At 61.0% G+C, this 17632-nt stretch carries 18 protein-coding genes; 14 read left to right on the top strand and 4 right to left on the bottom strand.

Annotated features, from left to right (window positions below):
* The first annotated feature begins 120 nt into the window (after positions 1-120).
* The 5 genes from DFR45_RS11715 (at position 121) to DFR45_RS11695 (ending at position 3390) form a co-directional block, all read left to right on the top strand.
* Positions 121-543: a hypothetical protein gene (locus tag DFR45_RS11715; RefSeq protein WP_241659427.1), complete on the top strand. Its 423-nt coding sequence runs from the start codon at positions 121-123 to the stop codon at positions 541-543.
* Positions 544-555: 12 nt separating this feature from the next.
* Complete coding sequence (locus DFR45_RS11710) at positions 556-996, top strand: hypothetical protein (RefSeq protein WP_114483919.1); 441 nt, start codon at positions 556-558, stop codon at positions 994-996.
* 137 nt (positions 997-1133) lie between these two features.
* Positions 1134-1595, top strand: a complete 462-nt coding sequence (locus tag DFR45_RS11705; RefSeq protein ID WP_114483918.1) for a DUF2924 domain-containing protein — start codon at positions 1134-1136, stop codon at positions 1593-1595.
* Positions 1592-2941 carry a recombinase family protein gene (locus tag DFR45_RS11700; protein WP_114483917.1) on the top strand — a complete coding sequence of 450 codons (1350 nt, stop codon included), beginning with the start codon at positions 1592-1594 and terminating at the stop codon, positions 2939-2941. Before DFR45_RS11705 ends, DFR45_RS11700 begins: the two co-directional genes overlap by 4 nt.
* A complete protein-coding gene (locus DFR45_RS11695) occupies positions 2938-3390 on the top strand; it encodes a hypothetical protein (protein WP_114483916.1) in 453 nt (150 codons plus the stop codon). Before DFR45_RS11700 ends, DFR45_RS11695 begins: the two co-directional genes overlap by 4 nt.
* Before the next feature lie 5 nt (positions 3391-3395).
* Here the strand turns inward: DFR45_RS11695 and DFR45_RS11690 are convergent, their stop codons facing one another.
* From DFR45_RS11690 to DFR45_RS11680, 3 genes are read right to left on the bottom strand one after another with little or no spacing between them, the layout of a single operon-like run.
* Positions 3396-3623 (bottom strand): hypothetical protein, encoded by a 228-nt coding sequence (locus DFR45_RS11690; RefSeq protein WP_114483915.1) that lies wholly within the window; start codon positions 3621-3623, stop codon positions 3396-3398.
* 3 nt (positions 3624-3626) lie between these two features.
* Positions 3627-3947, bottom strand: coding sequence for a type II toxin-antitoxin system YafQ family toxin (locus DFR45_RS11685; protein ID WP_114483914.1), 321 nt, complete (start codon positions 3945-3947; stop codon positions 3627-3629).
* Positions 3919-4182 (bottom strand): type II toxin-antitoxin system RelB/DinJ family antitoxin, encoded by a 264-nt coding sequence (locus DFR45_RS11680; RefSeq protein WP_244910966.1) that lies wholly within the window; start codon positions 4180-4182, stop codon positions 3919-3921. Before DFR45_RS11680 ends, DFR45_RS11685 begins: the two co-directional genes overlap by 29 nt.
* Positions 4183-4724: 542 nt before the next feature.
* Here DFR45_RS11680 and DFR45_RS11675 point away from each other — a divergent pair.
* The 4 genes from DFR45_RS11675 to DFR45_RS11665 all read left to right on the top strand — a co-directional run bounded on the left by DFR45_RS11675 (position 4725) and on the right by DFR45_RS11665 (position 6297).
* Positions 4725-4997, top strand: a complete 273-nt coding sequence (locus DFR45_RS11675; protein ID WP_114483912.1) for a type II toxin-antitoxin system TacA family antitoxin — start codon at positions 4725-4727, stop codon at positions 4995-4997.
* Positions 4994-5488 (top strand): GNAT family N-acetyltransferase, encoded by a 495-nt coding sequence (locus tag DFR45_RS11670; RefSeq protein ID WP_114483911.1) that lies wholly within the window; start codon positions 4994-4996, stop codon positions 5486-5488. The genes DFR45_RS11675 and DFR45_RS11670 overlap by 4 nt, the downstream gene beginning before the upstream one ends.
* Before the next feature lie 41 nt (positions 5489-5529).
* Positions 5530-5688, top strand: a complete 159-nt coding sequence (locus DFR45_RS14550) for an AbrB/MazE/SpoVT family DNA-binding domain-containing protein (protein ID WP_158636993.1) — start codon at positions 5530-5532, stop codon at positions 5686-5688.
* A gap of 63 nt (positions 5689-5751) precedes the next feature.
* Entirely contained in the window at positions 5752-6297 is a 546-nt protein-coding gene (locus tag DFR45_RS11665) for a helix-turn-helix domain-containing protein (protein WP_241659429.1), read from the top strand.
* 158 nt (positions 6298-6455) lie between these two features.
* Here DFR45_RS11665 and DFR45_RS14765 read toward each other — a convergent pair whose 3' ends face one another.
* Positions 6456-9704, bottom strand: a complete 3249-nt coding sequence (locus DFR45_RS14765; RefSeq protein ID WP_170132854.1) for a sacsin N-terminal ATP-binding-like domain-containing protein — start codon at positions 9702-9704, stop codon at positions 6456-6458.
* 111 nt (positions 9705-9815) lie between these two features.
* On the opposite strand from DFR45_RS14765, the gene DFR45_RS11655 reads away from it, so the two are divergent.
* Genes DFR45_RS11655 through DFR45_RS11640 form a run of 5 tightly spaced genes read left to right on the top strand, consistent with a single transcriptional unit; the run spans position 9816 to position 17625 of the window.
* Positions 9816-10037, top strand: a complete 222-nt coding sequence (locus DFR45_RS11655; RefSeq protein WP_425320879.1) for a helix-turn-helix domain-containing protein — start codon at positions 9816-9818, stop codon at positions 10035-10037.
* Positions 10037-12958, top strand: a complete 2922-nt coding sequence (locus DFR45_RS11650) for an ATP-dependent helicase (protein ID WP_114483909.1) — start codon at positions 10037-10039, stop codon at positions 12956-12958. The genes DFR45_RS11655 and DFR45_RS11650 overlap by 1 nt, the downstream gene beginning before the upstream one ends.
* On the top strand, positions 12958-13410 hold the full coding sequence (locus DFR45_RS14705; RefSeq protein WP_241659430.1) for a hypothetical protein: 453 nt from the start codon (positions 12958-12960) through the stop codon (positions 13408-13410). Before DFR45_RS11650 ends, DFR45_RS14705 begins: the two co-directional genes overlap by 1 nt.
* Entirely contained in the window at positions 13377-14951 is a 1575-nt protein-coding gene (locus DFR45_RS11645) for a DNA methyltransferase (RefSeq protein WP_241659431.1), read from the top strand. The genes DFR45_RS14705 and DFR45_RS11645 overlap by 34 nt, the downstream gene beginning before the upstream one ends.
* Positions 14941-17625, top strand: coding sequence for a TnsA endonuclease N-terminal domain-containing protein (locus tag DFR45_RS11640; RefSeq protein WP_114483908.1), 2685 nt, complete (start codon positions 14941-14943; stop codon positions 17623-17625). The genes DFR45_RS11645 and DFR45_RS11640 overlap by 11 nt, the downstream gene beginning before the upstream one ends.
* Positions 17626-17632: the final 7 nt, after the last annotated feature.

Raw genomic sequence — 17632 nt, 5'->3', positions numbered from 1 at the left:
ATTCAACTTTGGGGGCTACCCGCATGGCCTGGCTCCTTTTGGGGATCATCGTGAATCGATGAAATCCCAGCCAGATTTTAAGCTTCATCAAGAATCAAACACTACACTAGCGCGCAGCGGATGCTCGAGGCCGCCAAAACCTTCGTGCAGGCATGGTGCGAGATGCAGAGCGTGGAGGCGGTGCTGCTGCAGCGCGTGCGCCTGACCCACACCCGAGTGACGGGCGACAGCTGCACTCGTTACGACCACGAGCTAATCGGACAAACGCGTGACGGCGAACTGCTGCCAACCTTGATCGCGGGTATCCCGTATGAGGAACTGCGTGATCTGAACGACCAGTTCACTCGCACTGACAACGAATTGGTCGCGGCACTGGACAACGCCCTGCGCAATGCAGGCTTCGACGGCTGGGGGCTCAAGGTATATCACCCCAAGGGCAAGAACGATGAGCGCCGCATCTACGCGCCCGATCCCAATCCGCCGAAGAAGCATCTCGATTCCTACAGCGAGATGGCGGCCGTGGTCCGCGTGGATGTGGCGTGAGGGGGGATAACGATGGGAATTCCTTCCTCCCGATTCGACGCAACCGACCCGTTTGCGCAGGCCAAGCTGCAGATGAAACAGGCGGAAACCGTCCTGCGACAGCTGCCACCGGTACAGCGGGAGCAGTTGCTCGCTGAGTTGCAGCCACCCATTCCAGTGCGACAGTCGTCGCCCGCCATCGAGACCGCCGTGACGATGGTGACTGTCAAGGTCGATGAATGGGATGGCGGTCCAGCTGCCCGACCTACCGCGCCGATGATGATGCGCCGACCGCGACGCATCGTCGGAACCATCCCCTGGCAGTGGCGACTGATCGTCGCTGGCATCCGCCTGGCGCGGATCGTGCGCAAGTCGGCCAAGCAGCAGATGAAGCAGTTCAACAAGCTGCAGCGCCAGATGATTCGACGGGTCCTTCCTCGCCACAAAGCCATGCGGGGGGCGCGAGTCCGCTGATCCGCTACCGACAGAACCCGAAACCGGGTTACCACCCGAGGTACCGGTTACCACCTGATTGAGAGAGCGCGGTTTGACTTGGCTTCTGCCCGCCACAGCGCCTTCATGGACCTGTCTCAACAACAGGAGCCTTTGAAATGACGGATACCCACAACGACAGCATCTCGGCGCAACTGGCTGCGCTGCCCTCCCTGCCGATGGCGGATCTCTGGGCGCTGTGGGATCGGCACTTCCCCCGGCGGCCCAGCCACCGCAACCGCCATTACGTGGAATCGCGTCTGGCCTACCGCATCCAGGAACTGGCCTACGGGGCGTTGCCCAACAACATCCGCAAGATGCTGGTCGAGGCCGGTGCCCAGCATTCCAAGATCAAGTCGGCCAGCGGGCGCAGCACGCAAACCCTGCTGATGCCCGGTACCACGTTGATCCGCGAATGGGATGAGCGTGAGTACCGCGTGACGGTCACGCCCGATGGCCTGTACGAGCTCAATGGGCAGGTGTTCAAAAGCCTGTCAGCGGCAGCGCGCCACATCACGGGCACCCAATGGAATGGGCCGAAGTTCTTTGGTCTGCGTAATGGCAAGAGGGCTCAACAATGAACGCGCCGTTGCTCGTTCCGCCCAAGCGCTGCGCGGTGTACTGCCGCGTCTCCAGCGACGAACGTCTGGACCAGTCCTTCAATTCCATCGATGCCCAGAAGGAAGCTGGCCAAGCCTTCATCAAGAGCCAGAGCCACGAGGGCTGGATCGCCGTGGCCGATGATTACGACGATGGTGGTTTCTCTGGCGGCAATATGGAACGGCCTGCCTTGAAACGCCTGATGGCGGACATCCAGATGGGCAAGGTCGACATCGTGGTGGTCTACAAGATCGACCGGCTGTCACGCTCGCTGGCGGATTTTGCGCGAATGGTTGATGTGTTCGATCGTCACCGCGTCAGCTTCAGTGCCGTCACGCAGCAGATCAACTCGGCCACGTCGATGGGTCGGCTGATGCTCAACGTCCTGCTGTCCTTCGCGCAGTTCGAACGCGAGGTGACTGGGGAACGCATCCGCGACAAGATCGCCGCCAGCAAAGCCAAGGGGATGTGGATGGGCGGGCCGCTGCCGCTTGGCTACGAAGTGGACAATCGTCTGCTGGTCATCAACGAGGTCGAGGCCCGGTTGGTACGCCGCATCTTCGATGACTTCGTGACGATGCGCTCGGCCACGCTGATGGCCAAGGCCTACGGTGCGGAAGGCGTGGTCACCAAGGGCGGCAAGCCCTTCACCAAGCAGACCATCTACAAGATGCTGCACAACCGGATGTACCTGGGCGAGATCGTCCACAAGGGGCAGAGTTTCCCGGGCCAGCATCAAGCCATCATCACCCAGGCACAGTGGGATACGGTGCACGCGCTGATCGCCACCGATGGGATCGAGCGGCGACGCGAGACCAATGACCGCCAGAGTGAGCCGGTGTTACTGCGCGGCCTTCTGTTCACGTCCGACGGCGAACGGCTGGTGCCCAGCTACACGGTCAAGAAAGGCAAGACCTACCGTTACTACAGCCCGATCACACGCCGGCGCTTCGGTGCGTGGGCTAGTCAGCATGGCCCGTTGCCAGCCGCGCCGATTGAAGAACTGGTCACGCAGCAGATCGTGGCGGCGCTATCGGCCCCGCATCTGGTGCAGGCGGTGTGGGATCGAATGCCGCACATCCGGCCCGATCTCACCGAGCCGCAAGTTGTACTGCCGATGCGCAATCTCGCCAGCCTGTGGCGGGAGTTGTTTCCGGCAGAGCAGTGCCGACTGGCGCAGTTGCTGATCGAACGCGTAGTGATCGCCGACGGCGGGCTGGAAATCATCTGGCGCGATCAGGGATGGCCGGAACTGGCCGGGGAACTGCTGCCCGGCACCATTGGCGCGGAATTGCAGGAATGGGAGCAGCAGGAGGTGGCGGCATGAAACCAAAGATCCAGCCCTTGGGCGGGCCGGTCGCCCGCGAACGCCGGGATGGCAGCCAAATCAAGCTGTCGACCTTCATCCCGCTGAAGATCCGCAAGCGTGGCGGCAGCAAGGTGGTGGTGCGGCCTGATGGGGCGGTCGAGTCGCCGGGCAAGGTCGCCAGCCAGATCGACCAGCCTCTGCTGGTGGCACTGACACGGGCCTTCTACTGGCAGCAACTGCTCGACGATGGGGTGGTGGGCAGTGGCAGTGAGATCGCACAGCGCGAAGGCCTGCACCACTCGACGGTCAATGAACTGCTGCGCCTGACGCTGCTCGAGCCCGCCATCATCCAGAGCGTTCTGGCCGGGCAGCAGCCCAAGTGCATGAGCCTGCTGTGGTTCCAGCGGAACCCGCTGCCGACTGACTGGGTGGCGCAGCGGGATGTGGTGGCAGGGTTTGATGCGTGATTGGGCTACGAGCCCTCGATGACCCGGGCCACATCACTGTGGCATTCGGCGCACTGGCCCACCAGCAGCAAGTCGCCTCCCTTGAGGGTGCCGGTGAAGTTGGTGATGGTCGTTTCGTGACGACACTGGCCGCACCAGACGTTGGACAGCAGGCGCTGGCGGATGTCGGCGGGGATGGACTCCCAGCGCTGACGTGCGGGGTTGGTGAAAGTGGGCAGTGATTCAATCGCCACGAATCACTCCTCGAACAATTCAGAATGCGAGCCTGCCCGCACAAAGATGATGGCGTTGCCATCCAGACGGTAGATGAACAGGAAGTCACCGCCGATGTGGCATTCGCGGTGATCGGCCCAATCGCCCTTGAGCGGATGGTCCAGCCATTCGGGGCCCAGCGGCGCATCGTTGCCAATGAGCAGCAGCATTGCCTCCTTCAGGCGCTTCAGGTCGTATCGGCCTGAGCGCGAGAGGCGCTCCCAGTCTTTGAGGAAGGTCTTGGTGTAATCGCACGCCCTGGGCGGCGCTGCCCGCTTACTGCTGGCGGGCTTTTTCGAGGTCATCGATCAGGGCGTCGGCAGAGTCAAAACGGGTGGTGCGCGCCTTGGCCATAGCGCGGGCTTCTTCCATCGCTGCACGGGTCTGTGCGTTGGGCACCTTCAACTCCAGCGGAAACGCTTGGTCATTGACCACGCGCTTGAGCAGGATGCGAACAGCGTCGGACACGGACAGCCCCATGGCTGCGAGCGCCTCGCTGGCTTGTGTCTTGATTTCGTCGTCCACTCGGACGTGAAGCATCGTGGAATGGGCCATGGTCAGATCCTCCGTTTCCACAATTATGTATCTCGATTGCGATACGGTCAAGCAGCCGTTGACGATGCTCTGGTGGCGTTCGATGCCTGACCGGTGGCCTTGGTTGACAACGAACCTGCGCGCGTAACTTATTGATTTTGCTAGACCACAAACTGCGCCTACCCGCAGGCCAAACGGAGAACAGAGACGGCTCTGGCCGAGAAAGCGGCCGATTCCAGGTGTTTCGGCCGATGGCCGCCCGCAGCACAGGTGGCCAGAACCCCGCGTGGCGGGGGGATTTCAGGCAAGAAAAAAGGCCCGGAGACTATCCGGGCCCTTGGTGTTGGTGGTCAACTCGGAAACTGAACCCGCGCCCACCTTCCAAGACGGATATTAAGGCGCACCGCTTCTGGGTGCCCACCTGTATGAAACGGGCGCTTCCGCAGATTCACCGGTCACGCGCAGACCCTGCTCGCGCGTGTTGACAACAGCTACACGACGCATCACAATGCGTATATCTGTTGTGTATGCGATCAGTGGAGTGACTTATGCGTGACGCCGCCATCAATCTGCGGGCGCTGCCCGAACAGCGTGATCTGATCGATCACGCGGCCAGCCTGCTTGGCAAGAACCGCTCGGACTTCATGCTCGAAGCGGCCTGCGAACGCGCTCAGGCCGTGGTGCTGGATCAGGTCTTTTTCAGCCTGGACGCCGACAAGTTCAAGCAGTTCACGGCGATGCTCGATGCGCCCCCTGGCCCCAACCCCGGGCTTGAACACCTGATGGCCGTCAAAGCGCCCTGGAACACAGACGAGGTATGAGCTTTGTTCTGAGCGCGCCGCAACCCCTTGCGACCGCCCACATCCTGGACGAATTCGCCTGCGGGGAGGCCAGTCTCGATGAATGGCTCAAGCGCCGGGCACTGACGAACCAGCTGAGCGGCGCAAGCCGTACTTTCGTCGTCGCCGACCAGGACGGGCTCGTCTACGGCTACTACGCGATGGCCGCAGGGGTGGTTTCGCACCAAGCCGCCATTAGCGCCGTGCGCCGCAACATGCCGGACCCGGTCCCGGTGATGGTGCTCGCCAGGCTGGCCATCGACCATCGTGCTCAAGGCATCAAGCTGGGCGCGGCGCTGCTGCAGGACGCGGTTCATCGGGCTGTGGCCGTCTCGCAGAATGCCGGTGTTCGGGCGCTGCTGGTGCACGCGCTGCACGACCGCGCCAAGGCGTTCTATGAGCATTTCGGTTTTCAGGCATCACCGCTCCATCCGATGAAGCTGATGCTGCGGCTCCATACGGTCAAGCCATGAAACCAAGGTCTTGCGCTCAACCGGAGGACGAATTGCCAGCGATGCTCGATGCCCTTGCTGATGACATTGACCATTGCCCCGACATCCTGCGTGACGTGCCGGCCGATCTTGTCGAGCGCATCCGGCTGCTGACGGCAGGCGTCGAAGCTGATCTCGAGCAGCCGTTGCCGCCCGAGCTTGACGACGAGGGCATGTCCTGAGCGCCGAGCTTGGCTTCAACGGCGAACAGCGTTGTCATGGGGTCATCTGTTCAGGAGAAAAAGATGCACTACCCCGTGATGACCGAAAAGCACCTGGCCGAGCGCTGGCAGGTCAGCCGCAAAACCCTGCAGCGCTGGCGGCTCGATAGCGAGGGGCCGGTCTGGTACAAGCTGTTCCGCCACGTCCGCTACCACGAAGCTGATGTTCTCGAATTCGAGCGGCGCGGGGCGCAGCACCTGATGACCTTGCTCGGCATCAACCGGGAGTTCAAGCCCGCTGATGAGGATGTCGAGGAGGCGTTCGATGCCCAAGGAAGCCGCTACCTCACGGCCAAGGACATTGCCAAGGCCGCATCGTTGCCGATACACATTTTTCAGGATCGCGCCGAGCGGGAACGCAAACAGATCCCGCACCTGGTGCTGGTCGGCAACCTGCGTTTTTCATTGCAAGCGATCCTGGCCTGGGAGATGGCCAACAGCGTGCCGGGCAACGCTGCTGCTGCGGTCGTCGAAGAAGCCGACGCCCCGGCAGAACCACCGGCACCGGCCAAGCGCTGGTACGAACTGCTCAGGGAGCAGGACAGAGAACGGTTCGATTCCGCGCCGTAGCCTGAACAGAAGTCCCCGGTTTTGGCCCAAAGTCCCTCGTTTCGGCCATTTGTCCACTCTCGGTGGAACACGGAACCGAACCCGCGTCCGTAATCCGAGCCAGATAGTAATGCCTCGGCCTTGAGGGCGCGGATTCGACGATTTGGCCGAGTGGTACATCACCAGGGCGGATCAGTTCGAGCGATCTCACTCCAGCCATGGTCGAAGGTGAACGATCGAGCGCGACCGACTGGGTTCTGAATTCTGAGCACCCGGGCCTGCACCGGATCGGTTGCGTGCTCGACCACGTACAACCAGTACGCATCGCCCTTTTCGCGCGCGCAGTCGAATTGCGTGTGTGACAGTCCCACGGGGCGATCTTCCAAAGTTCCCGTCATCGACTTCACTTCGACCCAGCGAATCTGCCTGCCACCACTGTCGGCTTCGAAGAGGTCAAAACCCGGGTTACCTTCCGGAGTGCGGCGCAGCGCTGGCTCGAGACCAATGATCAGGTCGATTGCACGCTCCTCGATCTGCATCCGTGCCGCCTGATCGAGGCCATCGGGATCGGGGGCATCATCATCGGGATGCGTGCCGACGTAGGAAATGAATGGACGCCCGCCTGCGTGGCCGGGCGTCCTGTTTCCCTGACCGCCGCCTTTGCCGCCGCCCTTGTCACCAGCGGTGCCGTGGCCACCTCCATTGGCCTGGCCAACGCCGCGCGAAGTCCCCGTGCCAGTGCGCCCTTGACCACCACTTCCCGCTCCTGCGCCCACGCCGTCACCGCCGTCCGGGTCAAAGGTTCCCGGCTGAATGTCCGGCATGTTGTCGCCGTACAGATCTTTTGCGTCGTCGTACACGTCGCCGTCGGACGGCTCGTCGGCCTCCGCCTCGGGCGCTGGCTCCGGTTCTGGTGTTGGATTCGCGCTCAGTCGGGACGTCAGCTCGGCAACGATAGCGGGGTCTCTTCGTAGCAGATCGAGAATCGCCGGATCGATGCCTACCTCTTTGGCTAGCTGATCGATGATCGGCGGTTTGAAGGTGATTTTGGTCAGGAGGAACGGGTTGGGCTTCCAGCCGAGGGTGTCGAACACGACGAGCTCCGGAGGCACAAGCTCGCCGTCGGCATTCGGCACCCAGGCGACCTGATTGAGCGTCCGGACGAAGGCGGCATCGAATCGGGCGATCTTTGTCTCGTAGGAGTAGCCCCACTTGTAGGAGCCGTAGAAGGCGGCAGTCCCGCGCGCCTCCAGATCAGCCAACGCCTCCCACAGCACCTTCACTCTGGCTGCGGCCTCCTCGGGCTTCAGCGTCGGCAAGAACTCCAGCAGCGCTGTCAGGCCGCGAAGGGTGAAGTCCTCTGGCTGGCTTTCCCAGCTTGCACGCTCAAGGCCTGCTTCTCTGCGAATCTGCGCCTTCTCGGAGTGTCCCAGTTCCGACGGTGTTGCCTGCGGGATGAGGTAGCGGCTTGCGCCACACGACACCAGCAGGTCCCGGATGTCTTCACCGCGCAGGCAGTCATATTCGTTGTCGACAATCAAGATGCCTGGCACACCAGCGAAGAGCTGCTGCAGGCGGTCGGTGGCGATGTAGATTTCCTCAGGCTTGGCGACGCAGCCTTTGCCATCGCCGGTATCGACCACCATCACGAAGGTCGTCGCCCTTAGCGCCGCCAACAGCTTCTCGCGCTGCGTCTTCGAGTCCGTGTTAAACGCAGCCAGGATGCGGTCGATGTCCTTCGCGTACTGGTCGTCATCGACGTCAGCCGGGTCACTGCGGTACTTCTGCAGGACGTTCACGACCACGTCATCGACCAGGTCTGGCTCTGTGACGCCGAGCGAGATGAGGAACGACCGCGCCTCGAGGCTGGCGCATACGGCCTTGCGAACGGTCGGGAACCCGGTCTCGATATCGCTCGGCAAGAAGGCCTGCGGCTCGCCATTTGCGCGCGCAATCACGTGCCGACCGTCGCTCAGCCTAACTATCGGCACCCCGTCTAAGCGCCGCCTGAGTCCCGGCTGCCCGCTGAGGAACTCGTACAAATCCGAGATCCAGTCGTCCGACTGCGCTTCAAGAAACGCTTGGTTCAAGCGCGGGACGATGGTCTCTGGCGTCACCTCGGTGACCCCCAGCTCGCGCATCACGTACTGCCGGATTTCTGGAGCGCGGTCTTGCGTGATGTCGCCGGTCAACCAAGCGGCCTCTTCGGCGCTGAACAGCTGAGCTACTTGCTGTGGACTGAACAGCTCGCGCAACTCCTGCGTGCGCGCGAGCTTGGCCTGATGGGCGGTGACATGCCCGTCGTCGAAGGTCGGAAGCAGCTCCTCGTCCTGAAACGCCTGCCGGACGGCATCAAACATCGGCGCGAACCGCGATTCCTTTGGGAATTTCTCGCGGTCAAGCGGCAGGCAGCGCAGCGCAGCGACATCCAGCATTGCCTTGTCCCGCATCCAGCGCATCGCTTCCACCAGCAGGCCGGATGTTTCATTGACCAGATGCTGGTTCCACGGCTCGCCGGGCGGAATGTTGTCGCGGCTTGGCGTCGTGCGGTACGGCCCCTGCACGAGAAAGCCAAGGTGGCTCTCAACCACCGTCGGGAAGAACACCACCAGCGGCGACTTGGCCAGCGGCTGCACCGCCCAGCGACCAGGGGCGTCCTTTACCGCGACCAGCAAGAAAGCGACTTCTACTCGCCCTACCTTCTGCCCCTCGGCGGAGAACACGTCGCGGTGGAACACCAGCCAGTTCTGATCGACTTCCGGCCGATCATCCTCTTTGCCGATCACCGTGATGCGCTGGACATTGGGCCCGAGCGATTCGGGGGTGTTGCGCAGGTAGAACCCGGACGCGCCGCCCGCGACGCTCCAGTTGATTTCGTCAATGTGGCGCAGGAACAGCAGCGCGCCCGGGCCCAAGTGGCGGAACCCCGCCATGATGTCCTGCGCTGCGCTCGTATCCTCCGGTTTCAGGGGCAGGATGATCTGCGTCTCGTCCGCCGCGCGCGCCGAACGCGCCATCCGCTTCGGGAAAACGTAGTTCTCAATGGCGAAGTCCTCGTCGCCGGAGTGAATCTCCGGAAGATCGGTGACGGTGTAGACAGACTTGAAGCCGAGGCCGAATCGCCCGATGGACGACTCGTTCTTGGTGCTCTCGGCGATGTCGCAGACGCTTCGAACGTCAGCCTCATCGAACGGCTTGCCGAAATGCGAGAGCATCAGGCGGGTCGGGTACAGGGTGAACGCAACCTTGCGTGATCCGTGCCACTCGCCGCGCCGACCGAGGGCGTCCTCGGCGTTCTGCAGCAGCTCGAAGATGAAGTGCGTGCGGTCGTCGTACAGGCCAGCGGCCAGCTTGCCGGACTTCTGAGCGCCTTTGGTGCCGTAGCTCTCCCGGTTCTCCTCGCAAATTGCCTCGTAGTTTGATGCCACGGCCACCCCTCTTGGTCAGGCACCGATTGGGATGCCAGGTTTGCTCAAGTCTGCACAATCGTGGAATATTATGACAAGATGTAGCAGTAAACTAAGCACAGCGCAGATGACATGGGAAAGCCGATGAGAGACCAGCCGGACGAAATCCTCACGATTGACGAGGTTGCCGCCTACCTGAAGGCGGGCAAGCGCACGGTCTATCGCCTCGCGGCGGACGGCAAGCTCGCGGCCTTCAAGCTGGGCGGGACGTGGCGTTTCCGGCGCGGCGATCTGGACAAGTGGATCGCCAGCCGCATCGGCAAGGCGATGGTGGGCTGCGACGAGGGGGGGTAATGACCAGCCGCGCCGCACCCCTCCAATCGAAGGCCAACCCGCAACAGCTCGAAGCCATCCTCGCCACCGATGGCCCGGTGCTCATCATCGCGGGCCCCGGGTCGGGGAAGACCTTCACGCTGGTTGAGCGGATCGTCTATCTGATCACGCAGAAAGGCGTCGCGCCCGAGTCGCTGTTCGTCGTCACCTTCACGGACAAGGCCGCGCGCGAGCTGACCACCCGCATCTCCAACCGGCTGGCCGAGCTGGGCATCCAGTTCAACCTGAACGAGATGTACCTCGGCACCTTCCATTCGATCTGCCTGCGGCTGCTGGAGGATTTCCGCGAGTTCACCCGGCTCAAGCGCAGCTTCACGCTGTTCGACCAGTTCGACCAGCAGTACTTCATCTACCAGCACATCAAGGACTTCCGCGAACTGCCCGACGCCCAGCTCGTCATGGGAGACGACCAAACGGGCCGCTGGGCGCAGTCGGAGAACCTGCTCAAGTGGCTCAACAAGGTCAGCGAAGAGGCGCTCGATGCCACCACGCTGGCGGCAGCACCAGAGCCGGAAATTTGCGCCCTGGCCACCTGCTTTGCCAAGTACCAGGAGCTGATGCACGAGCACAACTCACTGGACTTCTCCGGCATCCAGTACGAGGCGCTGCAACTGCTGGAAAGGCGCCCCGAGGTGCTGGCGCAACTGCGCGAAAGGCTCACCCACCTGATGGTGGACGAGTACCAGGACACCAACACCATTCAGGAGCGCATCCTCCTGCTGCTCGCGGGCGAGAATAAGAATCTGTGCGTGGTGGGCGACGACGACCAGGGCTTGTACCGCTTTCGCGGGGCCACCATCCGCAACATTCTGGAGTTCCCCGCGTTGTTCGACGAGGGGCAGTGCAAGCAAGTCAAGCTCACCGTCAACTACCGCTCGCACCCGGACATCATCCGCTTCTACAACGAGTGGATGAAGGAGCAAGTATGGGACGATGGCACGCGCGTCTTCCGCTTCGCCAAGCAGATCGTGCCGCGCGAGGACGACTTCCCCGACATGCCCACGGCGGTGCGGCTGGCCGCCAGCGACGACAAAGGCGAAACCACCAACTGGCACGCCGAAGTGCTGGCATTCCTCAACGGCCTGAAATCCTCCGGCAAGCTCTCGGACTGGAACCAGGTCGCATTCCTCTTCCGCTCGGTCAAGAACGACCGAGTGGTGGCGCTGGCGCGCTTCCTAGAAAGCGAAGGCATACCGGTCTACTCGCCGCGCTCGAACATGTTTTTCGACCGCGAGGAGATCCGCCTGATGATCGGCGCGATGATCTTCCTGTTCCCGCAGTTCCCGAAGGTGCGCGCGTGGGCCGAAGGCGTGCATCTGGACATCTGGGACTATTACGACCAGCTCTGCTTCAAGCCCTTCACCGATGAGCTGCGCAAGCCGGAAAACAAGCCCCTGCTGGATTGGGCCCGCCCGCTGGCCAAGCGCCACGCCGTGCTTGCGCAGAACACCGACTACGCCTTCTCGGGTCTATTCTACCAGCTCTTACAGTTCCCGCTCTTTTCGCGCTTCCTCTCGGAGGAGGCGATGCAGGGCGTGGACAAGGGCCGCGCCGCGCGCAATCTTGGCACTTTCTCCAAGCTGCTCACTAAGTTCGAGTACCTGCACTTCGTCAGCGTGCTCAACCCGAACTTCCTGGAAAAGAACCTGCGCGATCTGTTCAACCAGTTCCTGCGCTTCCTGCAGGACGGCGGCATCGGCGAATACGAGGATGAGGCTGAGTACGCGCCCAAGGGCTGCGTCTCGTTCCTGACTATCCACCAGTCCAAGGGGCTTGAGTTCCCGGTGGTAGTGTGCGGATCACTGGAGGCGGTGCCACGCAAGCAGCATGCAGCGCTGGATGAGCTGTTGGAGGATGGTGGCTACCTCTCCAAGCCGCGCTTCGAGCCGCTGGAACATATCAAGCACTTCGACTTTCGGCGGCTCTTCTATACAGCCTTCTCCCGCGCCCAGAACCTGCTGGTGCTGGCTGCGCAGGAGCGCGATGGCCGGGGCTTGGGCAAGTCGCCCTCCAAATACTTCGAGCGTTTGTTCTACGAGCTGCCCAGTTGGCGCGACGTCGATCTGTCGGCGCTGACCTTCGAGGCCGTCAAGCAGATCAACCTCAAGCGCGAATACTCGTTCACCTCGCACATCACGGTGTTCGAGAACTGCGCCGAGCAGTACCGCTTCTTCAAGGATCTGGAATTCGCGCCCATCCGCGAGAGCCCGATGCTCTTCGGTACCTTGGTGCATCAAACCATCGAGGACATCCACAAGACTGTGCTGCGCGGCGAGGAAGGCAGCATCACCCTCGACGCCATCAAGGGCTGGTTCTCGGCCAACTACGCGATGCTGTCAAAGAAGGAGCGCGTCTACCTCGCGCCCAGGTCGCAGCAGGCGGCGCTCTTGCACGTGCTGCGCTACTACGAGCGCGAGAACGGCCACTGGGATCGCATCAAGGAGGCCGAAGTCGAGATTTCGCTCATCAAGGATCAGTACATCCTCAAGGGCAGCGTTGACTTGATCCGGGGCGAGCACGACACGGTCGAGATCATCGACTTCAAGTCGGAGAAAAAGCCCGACATGGAGAAGGATCGAGATCGCCTGCGCCAGTACCAGAGCCAGCTGGAGGTGTACGCCCATCTGGTCGAGGAACGCACCGGCCAAAAGGTCAGCCGGATGCATCTGTACTACACCGGCGAAGACGGCGGCAACCCCTACGTGTCGTTCGCCAAGGACGACCGCACCATCGGCAAAACCATCGCGCGCTTCGACGACATCGTGGCGCGCATCGAGCGGCAGGACTACGGCATCGCGGCGCGTCCGGCCAAACTGTGCCAGAACTGCGACATGCGCGCCTACTGCGACAACAAGAATTGGAACTTCAGGAAAAACGACTGATGAGCACGAACACACCCGCGCAGGAAAATCTGCAACTGGCCACGCCCGATGGCGGCACCAGCAACGTCGAGAAATACGAGTTCGAGCCGATCAAGGGCTACCCGATGCTCAACTGGCGCGGTAAGCGTCCGTTCACATCGACACAGTATTACCCGGCGCAGTTGAAAGAAGTCCATGGCGAGGAAGTGGACGGCTGGCGCAACAAGATTTTCTGGGGCGACAACCTCCAGGTGATGAGTCATTTGCTTAAGGAGTTTCGGGGCAAGGTGGATCTTGTTTACATTGACCCTCCCTTCGACTCCAAAGCCGATTACAAGAAAAAATCGCTTTACGAGGCTCCAAGGTCAGCAACGACGGAACGGCGTTCGAAGAAAAACAATACACCGACATATGGTCGAACGACGAATACCTTCAGTTCATGTATGAGCGACTGGTCCTCATCAGGGAGCTAATGGCCGAATCTGCGACCATCCTTCTTCATGCTGACTATCACAAAGCGCACTTACTCAGATGCATCCTCGACGAAGTATTCGGCGCAGACAATTTCAGAAATGAAATAATCATAAAACGCCCCATTACCAAGAACCTTCAAGCGCAGTTTGAAACCATCAATGCGTTGTCGGCGGGACATGACAACTTGTTTCTCTACAGCAAATCGAAGTCAACCAGATACAAGCAAGCCTACGATGCCTACGAACCAGAGAATAGCGATGGCTACTGGCATAGATTTTGGAGCGGCGAAGATCGTCCAACCATGAGGTATACACTCCTTGGTGTGCCTATCGAGCATGGGCAATGGAAGTGGAGCGAGGAAAGGGCACTTCGAGCCCACGAAAATTATCAAGTATTTCTTGCCAAATCTGCGGAACACGCCACTCGAGAGGGAACTGAACTTACCCTAGTCGATTACTGGAGAGAAACCGGTGAGGAATTGGAGTTTTTGAGGAAGTCATCTACTGACACGGTTGAGAATTGGTATCCGCCTGCTACGCAGAAGCTCGCCAACACACTTTGGCTTACATGCAAAGCATATGAGAACCGAAAAGATTATCCTACCCAAAAGCACGAGGAGCTTCTAGGATTGATTATCGATAGATTTTCCAAACCAGATCAGCTTGTATTCGACTGCTTCATGGGCTCCGGGACGACCCAGGCCGTGGCCCTGAAGCTCGGCAGGCGCTTTATCGGCGCAGATATCAATCTCGGTGCAATCCAGACGACCACCAAGCGGTTGATCAACGTTGCCGAGGAACTGCGCCAGAAGTCGCTCGACCCGGACACCAAGTACTACACCGGCTTCGAGGTTTACAACGTCAACCACTACGACATCTTCCGCAATCCGGTTCAGGCCAAAGAACTGCTGATCGAAGCTTTGGAAGTACAAAAGCTGGAATTCAGCACCGTATTCGACGGCGAGAAGGACGGGCGCATGGTCAAGATCATGCCTATCAACCGCATCGCCACGCGAGCCGACCTGAACGAGCTGATCGCGGGCTTCGACTACAAGGCGTGGGAGCGCAAGCAAAACGAAAGCCCGAACCGTCCGGTCGAGAAGATCACCCTCGTCTGCATGGGGCACGAGCCTGACTTAGCCGCGCAACTGGAACTGGCCGCCAAGCCCTTCAAGATCGACGTCGAGGTGGTGGACATTCTGCGCGACAAGGCCGATCTGGAGTTCAAGCGCGATTCGCAAGCCAAGGTATCCATCAAGAATGGCGAGTTGGTCATCGAGAAGTTCTACCCGATGAACCTGCTGCAGAAGCTCTCGTTGCAGAAGGAGTCAGTCGATGACTGGAAGGAACTGGCCGAGTCGGTGCTGATCGACTGGAACTACGACGGCGCCGTGCTGCAACCGGCGGTGGTGGACATTCCGGGCAAGAACGAGTTAGTCAAGGGTGCATACAAGGTGCCAGATGACGCGGGCACCATCCGCGTGAAGATCACCGACCTGCTGTCGGAGTCGTGGGAAGGGAGCGTGGCCAATGGCGACTAAACGCGCAGCCAAGGCGGTGAGTGCGTCACTCGACTTTGCCTTCTTCCAGTTCCTCTGGCAGTTCTATCAGGCCAACCGGGGCACGATCCGTTCGCACTACAAGGAGCTGACCCGCAAGTTCCTCGACTTCAACAACCCGGAGCGCAACCCGAAGGCCTTCCTGCGCCAGCCGCAGTTCGAGGCGCTGGAAACCTACGTCTTCCTCAAGGAGTTCCTCGGTAACGCCAAGGTCGAGGAAATCTTTCAGCACTGGTTTGAAAAACGAGGTCGCTTCGCTGATCGTGCCGAGGGCGGCGTGGTGTCGGGCAGCGCGGGCCAGGTCGGCCTGTTCGACAAGATCACGCAGGATCAGTACAAGGCCGTGTTCGCGGCCATGCGCAAGAACTCGCGCGCCTATCCGAACTACATTTTCGCGCTGACGATGGGAACAGGCAAAACCATCCTGATGGCGACCTGCATCTTCTACGAGTTCCTGCTGGGCAACAAATTCGAGAAGGACGCGCGCTACTGCCACAACGCGCTGGTGTTCGCCCCGGACAAGACGGTTCTGCAATCGCTGAAGGAGATCGAGTCTTTCGATCTCACCCGCGTGGTGCCGCCGGAGTACGTGAACTTCCTGACCTCGCACCTGCGCTTCCACTACCTCGAAGAAGCCGGCACCTCGCTCGACACGCTGGATCGTTCGCGGTTCAACATCATCGTCTCGAACACGCAGAAGATCATCCTGAAGCGCCAGCGCAAGGAGAAGACCGCCGTCGACCAGCTCTTCGGCGCGACCGGCAATACGCTGGCCGACAACGGCGTCTATGCCGACGCGGCTGATCTGTACGCCTTCGACCAGCCGGAAAATGAAGGCGAGTTGACTACCAATCAGCGCTTCGAGAAGCTGCGCCGCCTGGAGCAGCTGGGCATCTTCGTGGACGAGGCTCACCACGCATTCGGCAAGGCGCTGGCCAAGGATATGGGCGTCGGGGCCAAGGAAACCGACACCAGCCTGCGCACCACCATCGACATCCTGGCCGCCAGCCTGAGCGCGGCGGGCACGCGGGTGGTGGCCTGCTACAACTACACCGGAACGCCCTACGTGGGACGCGAGGTGTTGCCCGAAGTGGTCTACGCCTACGGCCTGAAAGAGGCCATCGACAAAGGCTTCCTCAAGAAGGTCACGCTGCACGGCTACGCCAACACGCGCACCGACGAGTTTGTCGACATCGCCATCGAGAACTTCCTGAAGGAGACGGATGGGCTGCGACCCGAGGGGCTTTCCCCGAAGCTGGCCTTCTTTGCGGCCACCATCGACGAGCTGACCGGAGAACTACGACCTGCGGTGGAGCGTGCGCTGCACAAGCACGGGATTCCCACCTCACGCATCCTGGTCAACGTGGGAGACGACAAGCTAACCACCAACGACGACATCCGCGAGTTCAACCGCCTCGACACCGAAGGGTCGGACAAGCAGTTCATCCTGCTGGTCAACAAGGGGCGCGAAGGCTGGAACTGCCGCTCCCTGTTCGGCGTGGGCCTGTTCCGCGAGCCGAAGTCAAAGGTGTTCGTGCTGCAGGCCACGATGCGCTGCCTACGCGCCATCGGGCAAGCCCAGCACACCGGCCACGTCTTCCTCTCCGACGACAACCTCAACACCCTGAACGACGAGTTGCAGCAGAATTTCCGCATCAGCGCCGAGGAGCTGCAGAAGACCGCGAGCGACAAGGAGCGCGTGGAAGTCCGCGTCGTCGAGCCGCCGGTCAAGATCAAGCTCGTGCGCGTGCGCAAGCAGTACGCGATGCGCGAGAAAACGCTTGTGCCCGGCCAGACGCTCGGCCTCGACCGAGCGGATAAGGAAAGCTGGAATGCGTTGGTCGAGAAGTACCGCCTGATCGAAACGCAGCAGGACGGCCTGACCGCCGCCGACGCGGCGCGTGCCTCAGGCAGTCGCACCTTCGACCTGACCTCGCGCCGGGAAAAGCGAGCCTTCTCACGGCTATCGCTGGTGGCCGAGGTGTCCCGCTATCTGAACCGAAGCCCGCTGGAGATCGAGGAGCTGCTTGACGCGACGAAGGAAGGCACCGACGAGCTGGTGGCCATCACCAACGAATTCAATGAGCTGCTCTACGACGAGATCATCCCGCGCCTGTTCCGCCAGCTCTACGACCTTGACGAGTCGCAGCAAACCGAGGAGCACGAGGTCGATCTGATCAAGATGCCCCCGAACGGCTACTACGAGGTATCGGCGGCGAAGGACAAGATCGTCCGGATGAACGACGCGCAGATCAAGGACGAGGAGCGTGCCAAGAGCTTCCACCTCGATACCTACTGCTTCGACTCTGGCTCTGAGAACTGGTTGTTCTGGGATTTGCTACGAGAGCAGCGCGTCAAAAAAATTTACTTCACCGGAATGCTGACACATGGGCAGTCCGACTTCTTCATCCAGTACATCGATCCCGACTCGCATACCGTGCGTAGCTACTACCCAGACTTCATCTTCCAGCGCGAAGAGCCGGATGGCAGCCTGAAGTACGTCATTGTCGAGGTGAAGGCGGACAACCAGATCGAGGACGCCGTGGTGCAGGCCAAGAAGGACTTCGCCCATCAGATCGCGGTGGCCAGCGGGATGGAGTACCGCATCCTCAAGTCGTCGGATGCGGACAAGCGGCATTTCCGGATGCTGCTGTAAGGCAACA

This window comes from Extensimonas vulgaris (assembly GCF_003337425.1).
Classification (GTDB): domain Bacteria; phylum Pseudomonadota; class Gammaproteobacteria; order Burkholderiales; family Burkholderiaceae_C; genus Extensimonas; species Extensimonas vulgaris.
Note: the sequence above shows the minus strand (reverse complement) of the source record. Positions and strands in the feature narration are given on the sequence as shown.